Genomic DNA, 18,725 nt, shown 5'->3' with positions numbered 1-18,725 from the left:
AACCACGCCTTGACCGAACGCCCTATGCCCGCCCGGCTCGATAAGGAGCCCCCCAAGACCTTCCGCGACCGCTGGATCGCGATGCGCAACATCCCGCCCTTCCTGAAGATGGCTTGGGACGCCAGCCCCGGACTCATGGCCGCCTCGCTGGCTCTGAGGCTCCTGCGGGCGCTGATCCCCGTGGCCATGCTCTGGATCGGCAAGCTCATCATCGACGAGATCGTCCGGCTGATCGGCCTTCAGCCGCATCCCGCCGATTTCGCCTCATGGCGCGCTTCCGGAGAAGCCCATTGGCTCTTCTGGCTGGTGCTGGCCGAATTCGGATTGGGCGTGCTCTCCGACCTGCTCAGCCGCCTCGGCGGGCTGGTCGAGAGCCTCCTCTCCGAGCGCATGAGCATGGCCACCTCGCTGCGGCTGATGGAGCACGCCGCCAAGCTCGACCTCGAAGATTTCGAGGACGCCGCCTTTCAGGACAAGCTCGAACGCGCCCGGCAACAGGCCGGAAGCACCGGCCTCATCTGGCAGGTCTTCGGGCAGCTTCAGAATCTGCTGAGCATCACGGCTTTTTCAGGCGCCCTGATCGCCTATAATCCATGGCTGATGGTGCTGATGGGGCTTTCGCTGGTCCCGGCCTTCCTCGGCGAGGCCTATTTCAACGCCCGCAAATATGATCTCGATTATCAGCGCACCCAAGAGCGCCGCGAGATGAATTACGTGCGTCAGACCGGCTCCAGCGCGGAGACGGCCAAAGAGGTCAAGATCTTCGGCCTCAACGACTTCCTCATCGACCGCTACCGCGAGCTCGCGCTGAATTTCTACGCCGCGAACCGCCGCATCGCCCGCCAGAGAGCCGCCTGGGGCGCGCTCTTCGAGAGCTTCGGCGCCATGGGCTATTATCTCGCCTACGCCTGGATCATCTTCGGCGCGATGACCGGAACCCTGACTCTCGGCGATCTGACCTTTCTCTCCGGCGCCTTCCAGCGCATGAAAAGCCAGCTCGAAACCATGCTGACCAGCTTTTCGGCCACGGCTTCGCAGGCGATGTATCTGGAGGATCTCTTCAGCTTCTTCCGCATTCAGCCGGAGATCAATTCTCCCGCCCAAGCCGTCGCGCCGCCCAAACCCATCCGCGAGGGCTTCGTCTTCGAAAACGTGGGCTTTCACTATCCCGGCTCCGAGCGCTGGGCCGTGCGCGGCCTCGACTTCACGCTGAAGGCGGGCGAGACCATGGCCCTCGTCGGCGAGAACGGCGCGGGCAAGACCACGCTCGTGAAGCTCCTCGCGCGGCTCTACGACCCGGACGAAGGCCGCATCCTGCTCGACGGGCGGGATTTGCGCGACTACGACCTCGACGCGCTGCGCGGCTCCATGGGCGTGATCTTTCAGGATTTCGTCCGCTATAACCTGACCGCCGGCGAGAACATCGCCGTGGGCCGCATCGAGGCGCGCGCGGATCAGGCCCGCATCGAGCAGGCCGCCGCCCGCAGCGGCGCGGATGAAGTGATCAGGCGTCTGCCCAAGGGCTACGGCCAGATGGTCGGCAAGCGCTTCCGCAACGGCGTCGAGCTGTCAGGCGGCGAATGGCAGAAGATCGCCATCTCCCGCGCCTATATGCGCGAGGCCGAAGTGCTGATCCTCGACGAGCCGACGGCGGCGCTCGACGCCCGGTCGGAATATGAGGTCTTCAAGCGGTTCAAGGAACTGAGCGCGGGCAAGACCTCGGTGCTGATCTCGCATCGCTTCTCCTCGGTGCGCATGGCCGACCGGATTCTGGTTCTGGCCGGGGGCCGCGTCGAGGACGTCGGGACTCATGAAGAGCTTCTCAGCCGCAAAGGCCGCTACGCCGAGCTCTTCGAGCTTCAGGCGGCGGGCTATCGCTGAGGCGGAGAGGGCGGCTTTCGGGCCGTCCTTCTCGTCAGACGTCGAGCTTGCGCGCTTCGGAGGGCAGCATGATCGGCAGGCCGTCGCGGATGGGATAGGCGAGGCTCGCGTTGCGGCTGACCAATTCCTGAGCCTCGGGGCGATATTCGAGCGGCCCCTTGGTCAGCGGACAGACCAGAGCCTCTAAAAGCTTCGGCGAGATCTCGCGCGAGGCCGGGACGGCGTGGAGAGAGGCGGCGGTTTCTTCGCGGCTCATAAGGCGGCTCCTTGCCTGAGGCTCATTGCAGATGTCCGCCGGATTCGGGGCCGCCCGCGTCTCCGGCGGCGCCCATCTCCAGCAGGGCCGCCAGAGCCTGACGGCGCTGAAGCCCGTTGGCGGCCTCCAGCAAGGCTTGCTTCTCGCTCGGCTCGAAGGGGCAGAGCATGCAGAGCGCCGTCACCAGCGTCTCCTCGTCGGCGGCCTCGAAGACGTCCCAATCGCCTTCGAGCCCCCGCGCGTCGAAATAGCTGCGCACCAGCTTCAGCAGATCGCGGCGATCTTCTTCGCTCTCCGTGCTGGGCGGGGTGGGCTGGGAATCGGGCCGGAACTCGTCCCAAGCCACCCTCAGCCGCCGGTAGGGCGTGAAGCTCGTCTCCTCGCGGAGCGCCCGGAAGCGCGAGATCCCCGTGAGCGCCACCACATAGCGCCCGTCCGGCAATTCGTTGAACTGCGTCAGACGCCCCGCGCAGCCCACTTCATAGAGATCGGAGACCGAACCCTCTTCGGAATCGGCGGCCTCCTTGGGCTGGATCATGCCGATCATCCGATGGGGCGAGCGCAGCACGTCGTCGAACATCGCCAGATAACGCGGTTCGAAGATGTTCAGCGGCAGACGCGCCCGCGGCAAAAGGATCGCCCCCGGCAAGGGGAAGACCGGAAGCACCTCCGGAGCGTCGCGCAGCGAGAAGCGGAAGGTCATGAGGCGGCGTCCCCTCAGGAGAAGACCAGAGAGGACAAACGACGACGGCCCGCCAGCGTGATCGGGTCTTTCGCGCCGAAGGCGTCGAAGAGCTTCAGAAGCTGGGTGCGGGCGGCCTGCTCGTTCCATTCGCGGTCGCGGCGGAAGAGCTCCAGCAGATCGTCCACGGCCTCCTGACGCTTCTCCTGACCCAGAAAGGCCATGGCGCGGTCGAAGCGGGCCTCATGGTCGTTGGGGTCTTTGGCGAGCCGCTCCTCGAATTCGCTCATGCGCCGCGCGAGGGCCTGCGCCTCCTCGGCGAGGTCCAGAGCCGCCAAAGCCTGAAGGATCAGGGGATTCGCGGCCTCGCCCTCGGGGGCCTGAGCCAGAATCTCGCGGGCGCGGCCGATCTCGCCGCCCTTGGCGTAGGCCTTGGAGAGCCCCACCAGAGCGGTGAGGTTCTCCGGGTCGATCTGAAGGACCTGCGCGTAGACCTGCGCCGCCTGACCAATGGCGCCATGGGCCAGAGCCTCGTCGGCGGCGGCGAGCACCTCGGCGATCTCCTCGGGGCTGGGGCCTTCGTCCTCTCCTTCGAGGGCTCCGGCTTCTCCGCCGGGCGCGGCGGCGGCTTTCGCCAGCACGCCGTCGAGGAAGGTCTTCAGCTCGCTCGGCGGCAGAGCCCCGACGAAGCCGTCCACGGGGCGTCCGCCCGCGAAGGCGAAGACCGCCGGAATCGACTGAATGCGCATCTGGGCGGCGATGGCGCGGTTCTTATCCACGTCGATCTTGACCATGCGGATTTTGCCGCCGTAGCTCTGCACGGCCTTCTCCAGCGCGGGGCCGAGAGTCTTGCAGGGTCCGCACCATTCGGCCCAGAAATCGACGATCACCGGCGTGCGGCGCGAAGCCTCGACCACATCCTGCATGAAGCTGGCTTCGGTCCCGTCCTTGACGAGACCCGCGACCGGAGCGCCGGAATTGCTGAGCATGATGATCCTCTGAGAACGAGCCTGAGGCGCCGGAACGAAAGGCGGGCCGACCCTGAATAGCGGGCGCCCAACCCTCAAAGCAAGGCCCGGCGCGAGACGCGGGAGCCGAAAAGCGCCGCGCGCCCCCTCTCCCGCTTCACAGATAAGCGAAGCCCCGCGCCTGCGAAAGGGGCGCGGGGCTTGATTTCAGCTTCAGGCGGACTCTGGCGGATTCCGGCGAATCGCGCTTCAGACGGCCTTGCGACGGCTCATTCGAATTCGAGGATGATCTGATCCACCGCCAGAGACTCGCCGACCTTGGCCTTGACGGATTTCACCACGGCCTTCTTCTCGGCGCGCAGCACGTTCTCCATCTTCATGGCCTCGACGCTGGCGAGGGCTTGGCCTTCCTGCACTTCCTCGCCCTCGGCCACCCGCAGAGAGGTCAGCAGGCCCGGCATGGGGCAGAGCAGGAAGCGCGAGAAATCCGGCGCGGGCTTCTCGATCATCAGCGCGGCGAGCTGATCCGCCCGCAGGCTGCGCGTCGCCGCGAGGAGATCGGCGCCCCGGCGGCGCAGACGGAAGCCCTCGCCTTTCGGCTCGACCTTGATGATCGCCTCGGCGCCCGAATCGGGGCGCAGATGGGCCAGACTCCGGCCGGGCAGCCAGTCGAGGGCGAAGCCGCTCTCCTGGCCGTCGGCGTGGCGGACGCGGAAATGGCCGTCCGCCCCGCCCGTGAGCTTCAGCGGGAAGCGCTGGCCGCCGATGGCGACCACCCAATCCTCCGGCAGATGGCGCTCATGGCCGCGCAGGCCGCCCTCGATCTTCACCGCCCGGCGCTCGCGGATGAGATGCATGGCCGCCGCCGCCTCGGCGAGGGCGCGCAGCTCCTCAGGGGCGGGGGTCACGCCGTGGAAGCCCTCGGGGAACTCCTCGGCGATGAAGGCCGTGGAGAGGTCGCCGGAGCGGAATTTCCCGTTGAGCATCACCGCCTGAAGGAAGGGGATGTTATGCCCGAGGCCCTCCAGCTCGAAGCTGTCGAGGGCGGTCTGCATGGCGTCGACGGCCTTCAGGCGGGTCGGCGCCCAAGTGCAGAGCTTGGCGATCATCGGATCGTAATAGATCGAGACCTCGCCGCCCTCTTCGACGCCCGTGTCGTTGCGGACCAGCGAGCCGTCGACGCTCTTGCCCTCCTGCGGCGGACGATAGCGCTTGAGGCGCCCCACCGAGGGCAGGAAGTTGCGGTAAGGATCTTCGGCGTAAAGGCGGCTTTCGACGGCCCAGCCGTTGAGCTTCACGTCTTTTTGCTCGAAGCGGAGCTTCTCGCCCGCCGCCACGCGGATCATCTCCTCGACGAGATCGACGCCGGTGATCAGCTCCGTCACCGGATGCTCGACCTGAAGACGGGTGTTCATTTCGAGGAAGTAGAAATTCTTATCGGGATCGACGATGCACTCGACCGTGCCCGCCGAGTAATAGCCCACGGCCCGCGCCAGAGCCACGGCCTGCTCGCCCATGGCCTTGCGGGTCTCAGGATCGAGGAAGGGCGAAGGCGCCTCCTCCACGACCTTCTGATTGCGGCGCTGAATCGAGCATTCGCGCTCATTCAGATAGACGATGTTGCCATGCTGGTCGCCGAGCAGCTGGATCTCGATATGGCGCGGACGCTGGACGAATTTCTCAATGAAGATGCGGTCGTCGCCGAAGCTGGATTGCGCCTCTTTGCGGCTCAGCTCGAAGCCTTCGCGGGCCTCGGCGTCGTTCCATGCGATGCGCATGCCCTTGCCGCCGCCGCCGGCGCTGGCCTTGATCATCACCGGATAGCCGATTTCAGAGGCGATCTTCGCGGCGTGGTCGGGGCCTTCGATCAGGTCGAACATGCCCGGCACGGTGCTGACCCCCGCCTCGGCGGCGAGCTTCTTCGATTCGATCTTGTCGCCCATGGCCTCGATGGCGCGGACGGGCGGCCCGATGAAGGCCACGCCTTCGTCCGCGAGGGCCTTGGCGAAGCTGGCGCGCTCGGAGAGGAAGCCGTAGCCCGGATGCACGGCCTCGGCGCCGGTGGCCTTGATCGCCTCAAGGATCTTATCGACGCGCAGATAGGATTCGGCGGCGGGCGGCGGCCCGAGAAACACCGCTTCGTCGGCCATGCGCACATGCTGCGCTCCGGCGTCGGCGCTGGAATAGACCGCCACGGTCTTGATCCCCATCTTCCGCGCCGAGCGGATCACGCGACAGGCGATTTCGCCGCGATTGGCGATCAGAATCTTTCCGAACATCCCCGGTCCGTCCCCCTTGGATTTGGCGTCATGTGCAGCGCAACAATCCGATTTCGCTCGCATGGCGCCCGGCTCTTGTCAACAGATTTGCAAAAAAGCGTCGATCCGATGCGAAGAAAATTGCTTCAAGAGTTCCTCCGACGCTTTTCGCCCCCGCAGGACTCCGTTAAGATTCGCCCGCTCCGTCCGTCGCCTCCCTTTGCGAGAGAGTTAAGCCCATGGCCTTCCGCGCCCTCATGCTGCGCCAGACCGACCCGACGAACCCCAAGGCCGCCCCCGTCGCCGCCATAGAGCAGGTGGAGGAATCCCTCCTCCCCGAGGGGGACACCGTGGTGGCGGTGGAGTTCTCGACGCTGAATTATAAGGACGGCCTCGCGCTGAACGGACGCGGACGCATCGTGCGGGATTATCCGCATATCCCCGGCGTGGATCTCGCGGGGACGGTGCTGGAGACCACGGACCCCCGCCTCAAGCCCGGCGACCGCGTGGTCTCGACCGGCTGGCGCGTCGGGGAGATCCGCTGGGGCGGCTACGCCGAAAAGGCGCGTCTGCCGGGGGAATGGCTGGTGAAGCTGCCCGAAGCGATCTCGACGCGGCAGGCCATGGCGGTGGGCTCGGCGGGCACCAGCGCCATGCAGTCGGTGCTGGCGCTGGAGGCCCACGGCCTGACCCCCGATAAGGAAGGCGAAGTGCTGGTGACCGGGGCGGCGGGCGGCGTGGGCTCGGTGGCGGTGGCGGTGCTGGCGAATCTCGGCTACCGGGTGGCGGCGGTCTCGGGGCGGCCCGAGACGGAGGCTTATCTCCGCGACCTCGGCGCCCAGACGCTGATTCCGCGCGGCGAGCTTTCCGAGCCCAACGACAAGCCGCTGGAATCCGAGCGCTGGGCGGGCTGCGTCGACGCCGTGGGCGGGGCCATGCTCGGGCGGATCCTCAAGCAGATGCGCTATGACGCTTCGGTGGCGGCGGTGGGCCTCGCGGCGGGCGCCGAGATGACCGGCGCCAGCGTGACGCCTTTTCTGCTGCGCGGGGTGAATCTTCTGGGGATCGAATCCGTGATGCGCTCGCGGGCCGAGCGCGAAGTCTATTGGGCGCGTCTGGCGCGGGATCTGCCCATGGAGAAGCTCGAAGCCATGATCCAGCCCGCCACGCTGGAGGATCTGCCGCGCCTCGGCGCCGAGATCCTCAAAGGCGGCGTGCGCGGCCGCGTGGTGGTGGATCTGCGGGCCTGAGGCCCCCTTCCCTCCGACAGGCCCGAGGGGCCGCGGCCCGAAAACCGCCCCATTTCAGACCGCGCCTCCCAAGACGGCGCGGTCTAACGCGTATGTCAATTTTCATTTTTCGCCAAACGATCCATTATGGAGCGTTATATTGAATCGCTTAGGTTGATCTGTTTTCTTTCAAGACATATTATCCTCTGAGATGCGCGATGCTCGGGTTGTCGTTAAGATTCCGATGGAGCCTCTCCATCCGCATCTCCCGGGCGACGAAATCATCCGGACGGGCCGTCGCGCAGCTCCGTCCGCATCGACAGGGGAAAGATCATCATGGGCGTGAACGCTCTTCATTCCGGCTTCGGCCGCGGCTACGGGTCAGGCGGCCCGCGCAACGTCTCTCAGAACGTCAATCTCTTCGGCGGACGCGGCGGCTCCGGCCAGAACGTCAACCTGGGCGTCAACGTCAACGGCCTCGGCGGCGGACGCGGGGGCTTCGGCGGGGGATTTGGGGGCGGCTACGGCCAGAACCTCAACGTCAACGTGGGCGTGAACGTCAACGGCTACGGGGGCGGCTACGGCGGCGGACGCGGCGGCTTCGGCGGCTATGGCGGCGGCTTCGGGGGAGGCTACGGCTCCTTCGGCGGCGGACGCGGCGGCTATAACCATGGCGGCTACGGCGGCGGCTCCAATCACGGCGGCGGCTACGGCTCCTCCGGCCCCCGCCCCGCCCAGAGCTACAACGTCGCCTTCGACCCCCGCGCCTCGGCCGGCTACGACAACGCCGTGGGCGTTTATGAAGTCGACCGCCGCGGCAACATCTCCAATCCGCGCCTGATCTCCGACAGCGCCCATGATTCGCTCGGCGGCTCGACGAAGATCAACGGCGTGCGTCCCGGCAATCAGCTCGGCTTCTTCCTCGTTCAGAACGGCTCCGACTGGGCTCAGAATCTGGGCTCCAACGCGCAGCTGGGCTTCGTGGGCGCGAACGGCGGCCGCGCGACCGTCGGCTCCAACGGCCTCGCTCTGACCGTGAACGGCAAGCCTTCGAGCCAGACCGTGTTCCATAATTGGGGCTCGAATCTGAATCCCGACGGGATCAATCACGTCAAGCAGAACTGGAACGGCCAGTCGGGGACCATCGCCTTCGAGGATCTGACCAACGGCGGCGACCGCGATTTCAACGACGTGATTCTGCACGTCGACAAGAACAAGGGCCGCCGCGGCCCTTGGGGCTGATTCCGTCTCTGACGGATCGCACGGATCGCACGGATCCGCCGGGACGACGCGCGTCCATGGCCCGACCCACCGCCTGAGGAATCCGCGCCTTGGCGCCGGAGATCTGAAAGGCGGCGCGCGAGGGCTGGCTTCTCAGCCGCAGGCCGGGTTTCTCCGGCCTGTCGGCGCGCCTTGTCACGGCTGATCGCCGGAGGGAATTGAAGATGAACATCCTGCGTCGCAAGATCATCTTCTCACAAAATCGGAGTTCTCTCCTGCGCTCGCGTCGGTCATTCTTTTCAATAAATCAACCAAAATTAAAATCTCAGATGGTTTTACTTAGGTTGAACTGTTTTTATTCCGAGTTTATTGTCTGAGTTAGAGATGAAATAGACTCTGGAATCGATTCATCTTGAGATAGCGACGAGATTTTCTTCTCTCGATTCTCAGGAATTCGAAATTTCAAGGCGCGCCGCGCCGCGGCGGCGCCTGCGCAAGACACGTCAAGGGGAAATCATCATGGGCATGAACGCTCTCAATTCCGGCTTCGGCCGCGGTTTCGGGTTCGGCGGCAAATCGAGCGCCTCCTTCAGCTCCTTCAGCCACGCCTCCGCCTTCAAGGGCGGCTACGGCTCCGGATATGGTTCCGGCTTCAGCGCGTCTAAGGGCGGCTACGGCTTCGGCGGCCATGGTCAGAGCGTCGGCGGACGCGGCGGCTACGGCCAGAACGTCAATGTGGGCGTGAACGTCAACGGCTTCGGCGGCGGACGCGGCGGCTATGGCCAGAACGTCAATGTGGGCGTGAACGTCAACGGCTTCGGCGGCGGATACGGCGGCGGACGCGGCGGCTATGGCCAGAACGTCAACGTGGGCGTGAACGTCAACGGCTTCGGCGGCGGACGCGGCGGCTCCGGATACGGCTTCGGCGGCGGACGCGGCGGCTTCGGGTTCGGCGGCGGCCAGGGCTACGGCCATGGCGGCTATGGTCAGGGCGGTTACGGTCAGGGCGGCTACGGCGGCCGTCAGCCGGCCTCCAACTGGTCGGTCTCCGACGTCAAAGACGGCAAGGGCACCATCAATCTGGGCGACCGCTACTCCATCGCCCTGAACGAGAAAAATTCCGTCTGGACCCTCACCGACAATAAATACGACGCTCAGACCCGCGTCTGGGGCGACCCGCATGTCGACGTGGGCAACGACGGCAAGACCGACTTCGACTTCAAGAAGGATTCGACCTTCCGCCTCGAAGACGGCACGAAGATCTCCGTGGGCACCGTGCCTTTCGGCAGCGGCGACCAGACCATGTCCTCTTCGCTCGCCATCACCCGCGGCCGCAACGCCATTTCGGTGACGGGCCTCGGCGATAAATACGACGGCGCGAACAACCTCCAGATCGAGCAGTCGCGCACCGCCGGCCGCTGGCTGGACAGCGTGACGCCGGACGGCGCCTTCACCGCGCAGCAGGTCGGCCGCGGCTGGGCCATCGACGGCCAGCCCATCAGCCAGAAGCTGGTGAACCAGAAGGAAGCCCATCGCTGAGGCTTCGGTCTCTCCGCTGAGCGGATCCGACGGAGAGGGCGGGCGTCGCGCAGGCGCCCGCCCTTCGCTGATTCAGAACTCCTCGCGCCGCCGCTCTCCCACGCCGCTGACGCGCCCGTCGGCGGTCATGAGCGCCGCCACCCGCCTGCCGCCCACGAAGACCGAGAGCAGAATCATCAGCACCGAGGTGAGCGGAATGGCCAGCACCGCCCCCGCCACGCCCCAGAGCGCCCCCCAGACCGCCAGAGCCAGCACCACCACCAGCGGACTGAGATTCACCGAACGCCCGATCATGCGCGGCTCGAAGACATAGCCGAAGAGCACATGCGGCACGCTCAGCAGCAGCAGCAGCAAAAGCGCGTATTCGGGCGATCCCGTCTGAGCCAGATGCAGCAAGGCCGGGCAGACCACCGCCGCCAGAGCGCCGAAATAGGGGATGTAGTTCACCACCCCGATCAGCACCGCCCAGAAAGACGCCAGCTCCACGCCCATGCTGATCATCACGCCCCAGGAGATCAGCGCGAGGATCACGTTGATGATCGTCTTGACCGCCAGATAGCGCCCCACCTGCGCGTTGATCTCGGCGAGCATGCCGAGCGGCGCCTGAGCCTGAGCCGTCCCGCCCATGACGCGGGCCATTTTGGCGGCGAATCCGCCCCGCTCCAGCAGGATGAAGGCGGCGTACATGATCACGAGGAAGAGCTGCGAGCCGAATCCCGCCGTCGAGGCCAGAATGCTGGTCAGCGTCTGCTGGAGATTGACGCGCGCGAGAGTCATTTCGCGCAGGGCGGCCCAATCGTTGAAGCCGTCCACGCCGAAGCGGTCGGCCAGAGCGGCGAAGGCCGCCGCGAGGTTCTTCTCATAGGTCGGCAGCGAGGCCGCCACCGTCGAGGCCCCGCCGATGATCAGCTTGGCCAGAACCCAGACCACGAAGGCGAAGACGCAGAGCGCCAGCATCTGCCTCAGCCATGCGGGGGTCTTGTCGAGCAGCGGCAGGCGTCCGAGCAGATCCGAAGCCCCGGTCAGCAGATAGGCCGAGATCACCCCCATGGCCACCGGCATCAGAATCCCGCGCCCGATATAGAGCAGCCAGCCCACCATGATGGCCAGAGCCACGGCGTAAGTGAGGTCGCGCAGACGCGCGCTGTCGGCCGTTTGGGTCATCGCGGTCTCCTGAAGCCTCGGGACGCGTGAGAATCGCCGAAAACCGCATGGAGTCCAACGCCCATCTCGCAGTTGCGGCGAAGATCCTGCGCAGCGTCTCCTTTGTGCGCTTGACGCCCGCGCCGTTTCGCCGGAGAAAACGGCGGCCTGCGCTCATGCGCGGGCCGTTTCTCTCCAGCTTTTCGTTTTGTCGCGTTCTTCACGACGCGAAGCCGAAGCGGCTTCGCTGGAAAACGCTCCAGGAGCCCCCGCCATGCAGGATCTGAAAGCCCTCCGCGACGACCCCGAAGCCTTCGACCGCGCTCTTCTGCGGCGCGGAGCCTCGGCGCAGTCCTCGGAGCTTTTGGCTCTGGATTCCGAGCGTCGGGCGGCCATCGCGGCGGCGGAGACCGCCCTCGCCGAGCGCAACGCGGCCTCGAAGGCGGCGGGCGCGGCCAAGGGCAAAGGCGACGAAGCCGAATTCACGCGCCTGCGGGATCTGGTCAACGCCAAAAAGGACGAGATCGCCGCTCTGGAGGCCGCCGCCAAGGAGGCGGAGGCCAAACTCAAGGCGCGTCTGGAGACTCTGCCGAACACGCTGCTCGACAGCGTGCCCGACGGCCCCGACGAGACCGCCAACCGCGAGGCCCGCCGCTGGGGGACTCCGCGCGCCTTCGACTTCAAGCCTCTGGAGCATTTCGAGATCCCCGCCGCGCGCGGGCTGGATTTCGAGACGGCGGGACGTCTGAGCGGCGCGCGCTTCACGATTCTGAAGGGCGGGATCGCGCGGGTTCAGCGCGCCTTGGGCCAGTTCATGCTGGACACGCATCTGAACGAGCATGGCCTTCAGGAAATCTGGTCGCCGGTTCTGGTGAAGCCTGAAACGCTTTACGGCACGGGCCAGCTGCCGAAATTCGCCGAGGATTCTTTCGAGACCACCACCGGCCACTGGCTCGTCCCGACCGCCGAGGTGACTTTGACGAATCTCGTGGCGGGCCAGATTCTGGAGCCGGGCCTTTTGCCTTTGCGCTTTTGCGCTCTGACGCAATGCTTCCGTTCGGAGGCGGGTTCGGCGGGGCGCGACGTGCGGGGCATCCTGCGCCAGCATCAGTTCGAGAAGGTGGAGATGGTTTCGGTCACCGCGCCGGAGGACTCGCTGGCTGAACAGGCCCGCATGACCGATTGCGCCGAGAACATTCTGAAAAAGCTTGAACTGCCCTATCGCGTGATGGAGCTGAGCGCGGGCGACACGGGATTCGGCGCCCAGCGGACCTATGATCTGGAGGTCTGGCTTCCGGGTCAGGACATGTTCCGCGAGATTTCGAGCGTTTCGGTCTGCGGCGCCTTTCAGGCGCGCCGGATGAACGCGCGCTTCCGCCGCGAAGCGGAGGGGCGGCCTGAATTCGTGCATACGCTGAACGGCTCGGGTCTGGCGGTGGGCCGGACGCTCATCGCGGTTCTGGAGAACGGCCAGCAAGCGGACGGCTCGGTGAATCTGCCTGCGGCGCTCGCGCCTTATCTCGGCGGCGCGACGGTCCTGACCGCCGAGGGGGTTTTGGCTTAAGCCCGCTCCGAAAGCCTGTCCTGACGACCGGCCGCCTCCGAAGCCTTGCGGAGGCGGCCCCTCCTCCGGAAATTTCCTCGCCTTCTCCGGCGAGTTGAGGCATGGCTCCCGCAAGGCCCTTTGCAGGAGAACCCGCCATGCTCCCCCCGACCCGGATCGCCCCGCCCGATCTTTCCGATCCCGCCGCCCGCCGCGCGCTCCGCGAGGATTTCGCTCAGGTCGAGGCTTGGGTCTTCGATCTCGACAACACGCTTTACCCCTACACCCCCGGCCTCTGGACCGAGGCCGAAGCCAATATGACCCGCTATATCGGCGATCTCCTCGGCCTTGATCTGGAGGCCGCCCGCCAGCTCCAGCATGATTATCTGGAGGAATACGGCCTCACCGCGCGGGGGCTGGCGATCCATCACGGCGTCGATCCCGTCGCCTTCATGGCCGAGACCCACGACCATGTGCCCATCGAGACCGTCGCGCCGGATCCGGCCCTCGCCGAGGCGCTGGCGGCTCTGCCGGGGCGGCTCTTCGTCCACACCAACGCCCATCCCACCCACGCCGAGCGCCTGCTGAAGCGCGTCGGCATAGACGGCCTTTTCGCGCGGGTCTTCACCGTGGCCGATCTCGATCATGAGCCCAAGCCCAATCGCCGCGCCTTCGAGCTCGCCGCCGAGCGCGGCGGCTATGATCCGCGCCGCGCCGCCATGTTCGAGGACGCCGCCCGCAATCTGCTCATCCCGCATGAGATGGGCATGCGCACGATTTACGTGCCTTCGCCCTCGCCTTGGGCGCAGAAAGGCGCGGACGGCCCTCAAATCGCCCATGTCGCCCCAGATTTGACGAGATTTTTACAGACCCTGACCGCACAAGAGGATTGAGAACCCAATACGGAATCGCGCGTTTTTTATTCTCACAAAACGGATTTTCCTGCGACCGTCTTCAGTCCGTCGCGCGTATAGCGCCTGTTGGATTTCGGACGAAGGAGACCGGTCATGCGCTTTCTGGCGCGCGCGCTGCGCGGTTCGGCGATCTTGCTGGCTTGCTTCGCCCTGCTGGCTTACGGCGGCTGGCGGATGGTCGAGGCGCAGCGGATCGCCGCTCAGAGGCCCCCGGCCCGGCCTGCGCCGGAACGGAGCTTCACCGCCCCCATCGAGACCTTCGCTCTGGATTCCTCGGCGCTGACGACCACGGTCTTCGGCCAGATCGAGGCGCCGCGCAGCCTTGAGCTGCGGGCGGGAGCGGCGGGCCGCATCGTGGCTTTAGGCGGCGAATTCCGCGACGGCGCTCTGGTTCGGGAAGGCGAGATCCTCGCCCGCATCGACCCCGCCGCCACCGACACGCGCGCCGCCGACGCCCGCGCCGCCCTCGCCGATTCTCAGGCGCGGCTGGCGACCACCTCCGGCAATCAGGGGCTGCGCCAAGCCGAACTCGACTCAGCCTTGCAGCAACAGGCCATCCGCGAAGACGCCTTGTCGCGCCAGCAGCAATTGGCCTCGCGGGGCTTCGCGGCCCGCACCGCCGTCGAGACGGCCCAGATCGCGGCCAACTCCGCCCGTCAGGAGGTCGAGACGCGCCGCCAGTCCCTCGCCTCCTTGCAGAACGAAATCCGTCAGGCGCAGCTCGCCGTGGAGCGCGCCCGCCTGACCCTCTCCGACGCCGAACGCGCCTCCGCCGAGACTCTGCTGCGGGCGCCTTTCTCCGGCGCGCTGGACGCCGTGAGCGCCGCCGCCGTGGTGGGCCGCAATGTTTCAGCCAATGAGACTCTCGGAACTCTGGTGGATCTCGGCGTTCTGGAGGTCCGGTTTCAGGTCTCAGGCGCGGAATACGCCCGCCTGACCGACGAGGCCGGGAACCTCAAACCCCTGACGGCCCGCGTCTCGCTGACCATGAGCGACGGCGCCCAGAGCCTGCCCGCCCGTCTGACCCGCATCGGGGCGGCGGTGGCGCAGGGACAGGGCGGCCGCACGCTTTACGCGACTCTCGGCGAGGCGGGCGGGCTGCGTCCGGGCGATTTCGTGCGGATCGAGATCACCGAGCCCGTCCTTGACGCCCTCGCCCGCCTCCCGGCCTCCGCCTTGACCGAGGACGGCCGCGTGCTGGTCTTCAATCGTCAGGCGGGGCGGCTTGAGGAAATGACTCTGGAGATCCGCCGCCGCTCCGGCGATTGGGTTTATGTGGCGGGCGCGCCCATCGGATCGGAATATGTGACTCAGCGCACCCGCCAGCTTGGACCGGGCGTGCGCTTCCGCGATCCCGCCACGCCCGAAACGCCCGCCGCCGGACCCGGAGGTTTCGGGGGCGGTTTTGGCGGGCAGCGCGGCCAGGGCGCGCCTCAAGCCGAAGGCGCTCAGGGCCAGCGCCCGCAAGGCGAGCGTCCGCAGGGCGCCGCTCAGGGCGCTCCGGGGGGCGAAGGCCGTCCGCAGCGTCCTGAAGGCGGCTGGAGCGGCGAAGGCCGCCCCCCGCGCGGAGAAGGTCGCCCCGAAGGTCGTCCTGAGGGCCGCCCCTCTGCTCCCCCCTCCGCCTCCGCAGCCGAAGCCCCCCGCCCCGGAGACGCCTCATGAGCGCCCATGAAAAATATCGTCCGCGCGGGATTTTGGGCTATTTCGTCGCCCATCCGACCGCCGCCAATCTGCTGATGGCGCTGATGCTGGTCGGCGGCCTCTGGTCGGCCTTCAATCTGCGGGCGCAGTTCTTCCCCGACGTGGTTCAGGAGACCATGATCGTCTCGGTCTCCTGGACCGGGGCGGGCGCCGAGGACATGGACCACGGCGTGGTCGAGGTGCTGGAGCCGAGCCTGATCGCGGTCGAGAACGTGGCTTCGGTGCGCTCCAACTCCCGCGAGGGCTCGGCCAGCATCACGCTGGAGTTCGACCCCGGCGCGAATATGATGCAGGCCGCCGAGGACGTTCAGGCCGCCGTGGACGGCCTGCGCCGCTCTCTGCCCGCCGAATCCGAAGTCCCGACGATTCGCCGGGGCGGCTGGTCGGATCGGGTGGTGGACGTCTCCATCTCCGGCCCGGTGGGAATCGAGCTTCTGGCCCGCTACGCCGACGAGCTGAAAGCGGCGCTTTTTCGGGCGGGCGTGCAGCAGGCGACCATCTCCGGCGTGACCAATCCGAACATCCGCGTCGAGGCCCCGAACGGCGCTCTGGAGCGCGAGGGCCTGACGCTGAACGACGTCGCCGGAGCGATCACGGGGGCTTACAAAGCCTCTCCGGCGGGCGAGCTTGAGGCGGCTCAGGCGCGCATCCGCGTCGGCGCCGACCGCACCACCGCTTACGAGATCGCGGAGACTCCGGTGGCCGTGCGTCCCGACGGCGCCCGGATCCTCGTGCGCGACGTGGCGGAGGTCCGCGAGGACGGGCTCGATTCCGGCGTGGCCTATTTCCGGGGCGATCAGCCCGCGGTTCTGGTGAGCGTCTCGCGCGGCCCGACGGGCGACGCCCTGAAGCTCCGCGCCGCCGTGCGCGAGACCGTGGAGGCCATCGCCCCCACTCTGCCCGCGGGCGTCGAGATGACCCTCATCCGCGACCGCGCCGAAAGCATCAGCGGGCGGCTTCAGATCCTGATCTCCAACGGCGTGATGGGTCTGGTTCTGGTGCTGGTCTCGCTCTTTCTCTTTCTGAACGCGAGCATGGCCTTTTGGGTGGCGGCGGGCATCGCCACGGCCACGGCGGCGACTTTGGCGGTCATGTATTTCATGGGCATGACGCTGAACTCCATGTCGCTCTTCGCGCTGATCATCTGTCTGGGCGTGGCGGTGGACGACGCCATCGTGGTCGGCGATTACGCCGATTGGATGCGCCGTCGCGGCTTCGGCCCCGGCGCGGCGGCCGAACGCGCGGCGCGCCGGATGCTCGGCCCGGTGATCGCGGCCTCGGCGACGACCATCCTCGCCTTCGGCGCCCTGCTGCTGATCGGCGGACGCTTCGGCGACATGATCAAAGACATCCCGATGACCATCGCGGCGGTGCTGATCGCGAGCCTGTTCGAGAGCTTCGTGATCCTGCCCGCCCATATGCGCCACGCCATGTCCAAGCCGAAAAAGGCGAATCCCTGGTATGACGCCCCGAGCCGCTTCGTGGACAAGGGCTTCACCTGGTTCGTGGAGGTTCTCTTCCGGCCCTTCATCGCCTTCATCCTGCGGATCCGTTATGTGGTCGTGGCGGCGATGGTGATGCTGCTGATGATCAGCGCCTCGATCTTCGTGGAGGGCAAGCTGCGCTGGCGCTTCTTCTCCTCTCCGGAGCAAGGCGAGATCACCGCCTATTTCGCCATGCTCGACGGCTCGACCCGCGCCGACAGCATCGCCATGTCCGCCGAGATGGACCGCGCCCTCGAAGCCGTGAACCGCCGCTTCGAGGCGGAATACGGCCGGGCTCCGGTGGCGACGGCCCTCGGGCGGGTGGGCTCGGCGGGGCGCGGCCTGAGCAACGTCGAGGCCAAGGACGCGGATCTCTTGGGCGCCTTCGAGGTCGAGCTGATCGACCCCGATCTGCGCCCCTACGCCCAGCAGGAGATCATCCGCGCCTGGACCGCCGAGATCGAACCTCATCCGCGCATGGAGCAATTATCCCTGACCGGCGCCCGCAGCTTCGGCGGCGGCGACGGAATCAACGTGCGGCTCAGCGGCGCGAACGCCGAAGTCCTCAAGGCGGCGGCGGAGGATCTCAAGCTGCGGCTCGGGCAGGTCTCGGGCGTCAGCGCGCTGGAGGACACCCTCTCCTATGATAAGGTGGAATACGTCGTCGCGCTGAACGCCCAAGGCCGCGCGGCGGGCTTCACGGAGGCGACCCTCGCCGCCGAAATGCGCCGCAAGCTCACCGGAATCGAGGCGGCGGAGTTCGTCCGCGACGGCCGGACGGTCAAAGTGGTCGTCGAGCCGCCCGACGCGGAGATCCGCGCCGATTATCTGACCAACGTGCGTCTGCGCTCGCCTTCGGGAACCTATATGGCGCTCTCGGAGATCGCCGACCTCACGACGCGGCAAGGCTTCGCCTCGGTGCGGCGCGAGGGCGGCCTGCGGGTGGCCACGGTGACGGGCGACCTCGCCGAAGACCCCGCCCTCCAGAACGAGGCCCGCCGCATCCTCGCGGAGGAGATCCTCCCCGAGGTGACGGCCCGTCACGGCGTCAGCTCCGAACAGGGCGGCGCTCTGGCCAATGAGCGGCAATTCCTCGGCGACGCCGTCAACGGCTTCGTCATGGCCATGGTGGGGATTTATCTGACTCTGGCCTGGATCCTCGGCTCCTGGACGCGGCCCGTGATCATCATGTCCGTGATTCCTCTGGGCATGATCGGGGTGATCTGGGGCCATCACCTCCATAACGAGGCCCTGAGCATGTATTCGATCATCGGCGTGATCGGCGTGGCGGGCATCATCGTCAACGACTCCATCGTGCTGGTGACCACGGTGGACGAATATTCCCCGAAACGCGGCTTGCTCCCTTCGATCGTCCAAGGCGCCTGCGACCGTCTGCGCGCGGTGTTTCTGACCACCATCACCACGGTTCTCGGCACGGCGCCCCTCCTGCTGGAGACCAGCGTTCAGGCGCAGTTCCTCAAGCCGACGGTGATTTCGCTGGTCTATGGTCTGGGTCTGGGCTCGACTCTGGTTCTGGTGGTGGTGCCCGCGGTTCTGGCGATCCAGCAGGATCTGAGCCTCTCGCTGAAGGCTTCGGGACGGATGCTCTGGGGCGGGGCGCGCAAGCGCAAAGGCCTCGGCGGAGGCAGGAAGCCTCTGACCGAGCCCCTGCCCGCCGCCCCCACCCCCGAGGAGCTGGACGCCTACGCCATCCGTCAGGCGGCGGAATAAGCCCTTTCGGAAAACCGGAAACGGATGAAAAAACCGGGCGTCGCCTCTGAAAATGAGGCGGCGCCCGGTCTTTCACGCCCTATGCGTCTTCTCATTCACATGGCGTTAACCTCGACGCCGCCATGCTGGACGTCGGGCGGGGAACGCCTTACTCTGCGCGGGTTTCCGGCGTTCG

13 protein-coding genes are annotated in these 18,725 nt (G+C 66.8%); 8 read left to right on the top strand and 5 right to left on the bottom strand.

What is annotated here, in order from left to right:
- Positions 1-24: 24 nt before the first annotated feature.
- The gene (locus B161_RS0105240) at positions 25-1,881 is read left to right on the top strand and encodes an ABC transporter ATP-binding protein (protein WP_018632324.1); all 1,857 of its coding nucleotides are present in this window, start codon (positions 25-27) and stop codon (positions 1,879-1,881) included.
- Positions 1,882-1,915: 34 nt separating this feature from the next.
- Here B161_RS0105240 and B161_RS16830 read toward each other — a convergent pair whose 3' ends face one another.
- From B161_RS16830 to B161_RS0105220, 4 genes are all read right to left on the bottom strand, one after another.
- A complete protein-coding gene (locus tag B161_RS16830) occupies positions 1,916-2,137 on the bottom strand; it encodes a Trm112 family protein (RefSeq protein WP_018632323.1) in 222 nt (73 codons plus the stop codon).
- Positions 2,138-2,159: 22 nt separating this feature from the next.
- Entirely contained in the window at positions 2,160-2,840 is a 681-nt protein-coding gene (locus B161_RS0105230; protein ID WP_018632322.1) for an LON peptidase substrate-binding domain-containing protein, read from the bottom strand.
- Positions 2,841-2,854: 14 nt separating this feature from the next.
- Positions 2,855-3,808 carry a thioredoxin gene (trxA, locus tag B161_RS0105225; RefSeq protein ID WP_018632321.1) on the bottom strand — a complete coding sequence of 318 codons (954 nt, stop codon included), beginning with the start codon at positions 3,806-3,808 and terminating at the stop codon, positions 2,855-2,857.
- Positions 3,809-4,056: 248 nt separating this feature from the next.
- Entirely contained in the window at positions 4,057-6,066 is a 2,010-nt protein-coding gene (locus B161_RS0105220; RefSeq protein WP_018632320.1) for an acetyl-CoA carboxylase biotin carboxylase subunit, read from the bottom strand.
- A 218-nt stretch (positions 6,067-6,284) separates the two neighbouring features.
- On the opposite strand from B161_RS0105220, the gene B161_RS0105215 reads away from it, so the two are divergent.
- The 3 genes from B161_RS0105215 (at position 6,285) to B161_RS18615 (ending at position 10,034) form a co-directional block, all read left to right on the top strand.
- Positions 6,285-7,295, top strand: coding sequence for an MDR family oxidoreductase (locus tag B161_RS0105215; RefSeq protein WP_018632319.1), 1,011 nt, complete (start codon positions 6,285-6,287; stop codon positions 7,293-7,295).
- Positions 7,296-7,610: 315 nt separating this feature from the next.
- The gene (locus B161_RS20160; RefSeq protein ID WP_018632318.1) at positions 7,611-8,516 is read left to right on the top strand and encodes a DUF4114 domain-containing protein; all 906 of its coding nucleotides are present in this window, start codon (positions 7,611-7,613) and stop codon (positions 8,514-8,516) included.
- A gap of 498 nt (positions 8,517-9,014) precedes the next feature.
- Positions 9,015-10,034 carry a DUF1521 domain-containing protein gene (locus B161_RS18615; protein WP_018632317.1) on the top strand — a complete coding sequence of 340 codons (1,020 nt, stop codon included), beginning with the start codon at positions 9,015-9,017 and terminating at the stop codon, positions 10,032-10,034.
- A gap of 72 nt (positions 10,035-10,106) precedes the next feature.
- On the opposite strand, the gene B161_RS16815 is transcribed toward B161_RS18615, so the two are convergent.
- Entirely contained in the window at positions 10,107-11,198 is a 1,092-nt protein-coding gene (locus B161_RS16815) for an AI-2E family transporter (protein ID WP_018632316.1), read from the bottom strand.
- 253 nt (positions 11,199-11,451) lie between these two features.
- Here B161_RS16815 and serS point away from each other — a divergent pair, with 253 nt between their 5' ends.
- The 4 genes from serS (at position 11,452) to B161_RS0105180 (ending at position 18,550) form a co-directional block, all read left to right on the top strand.
- Positions 11,452-12,741 carry a serine--tRNA ligase gene (gene serS / locus B161_RS0105195; protein WP_018632315.1) on the top strand — a complete coding sequence of 430 codons (1,290 nt, stop codon included), beginning with the start codon at positions 11,452-11,454 and terminating at the stop codon, positions 12,739-12,741.
- A gap of 137 nt (positions 12,742-12,878) precedes the next feature.
- Entirely contained in the window at positions 12,879-13,613 is a 735-nt protein-coding gene (locus B161_RS16810; RefSeq protein WP_018632314.1) for a pyrimidine 5'-nucleotidase, read from the top strand.
- Positions 13,614-13,727: 114 nt separating this feature from the next.
- Complete coding sequence (locus B161_RS16805) at positions 13,728-15,296, top strand: HlyD family efflux transporter periplasmic adaptor subunit (RefSeq protein WP_018632313.1); 1,569 nt, start codon at positions 13,728-13,730, stop codon at positions 15,294-15,296.
- Complete coding sequence (locus tag B161_RS0105180; protein ID WP_018632312.1) at positions 15,293-18,550, top strand: efflux RND transporter permease subunit; 3,258 nt, start codon at positions 15,293-15,295, stop codon at positions 18,548-18,550. The genes B161_RS16805 and B161_RS0105180 overlap by 4 nt, the downstream gene beginning before the upstream one ends.
- Positions 18,551-18,725 lie beyond the last annotated feature (175 nt).

It is taken from the genome of Neomegalonema perideroedes DSM 15528 (assembly GCF_000374145.1).
Taxonomy (GTDB): domain Bacteria; phylum Pseudomonadota; class Alphaproteobacteria; order Rhodobacterales; family Rhodobacteraceae; genus Neomegalonema; species Neomegalonema perideroedes.
This window is presented reverse-complemented; position numbering and strand designations above follow the sequence as displayed.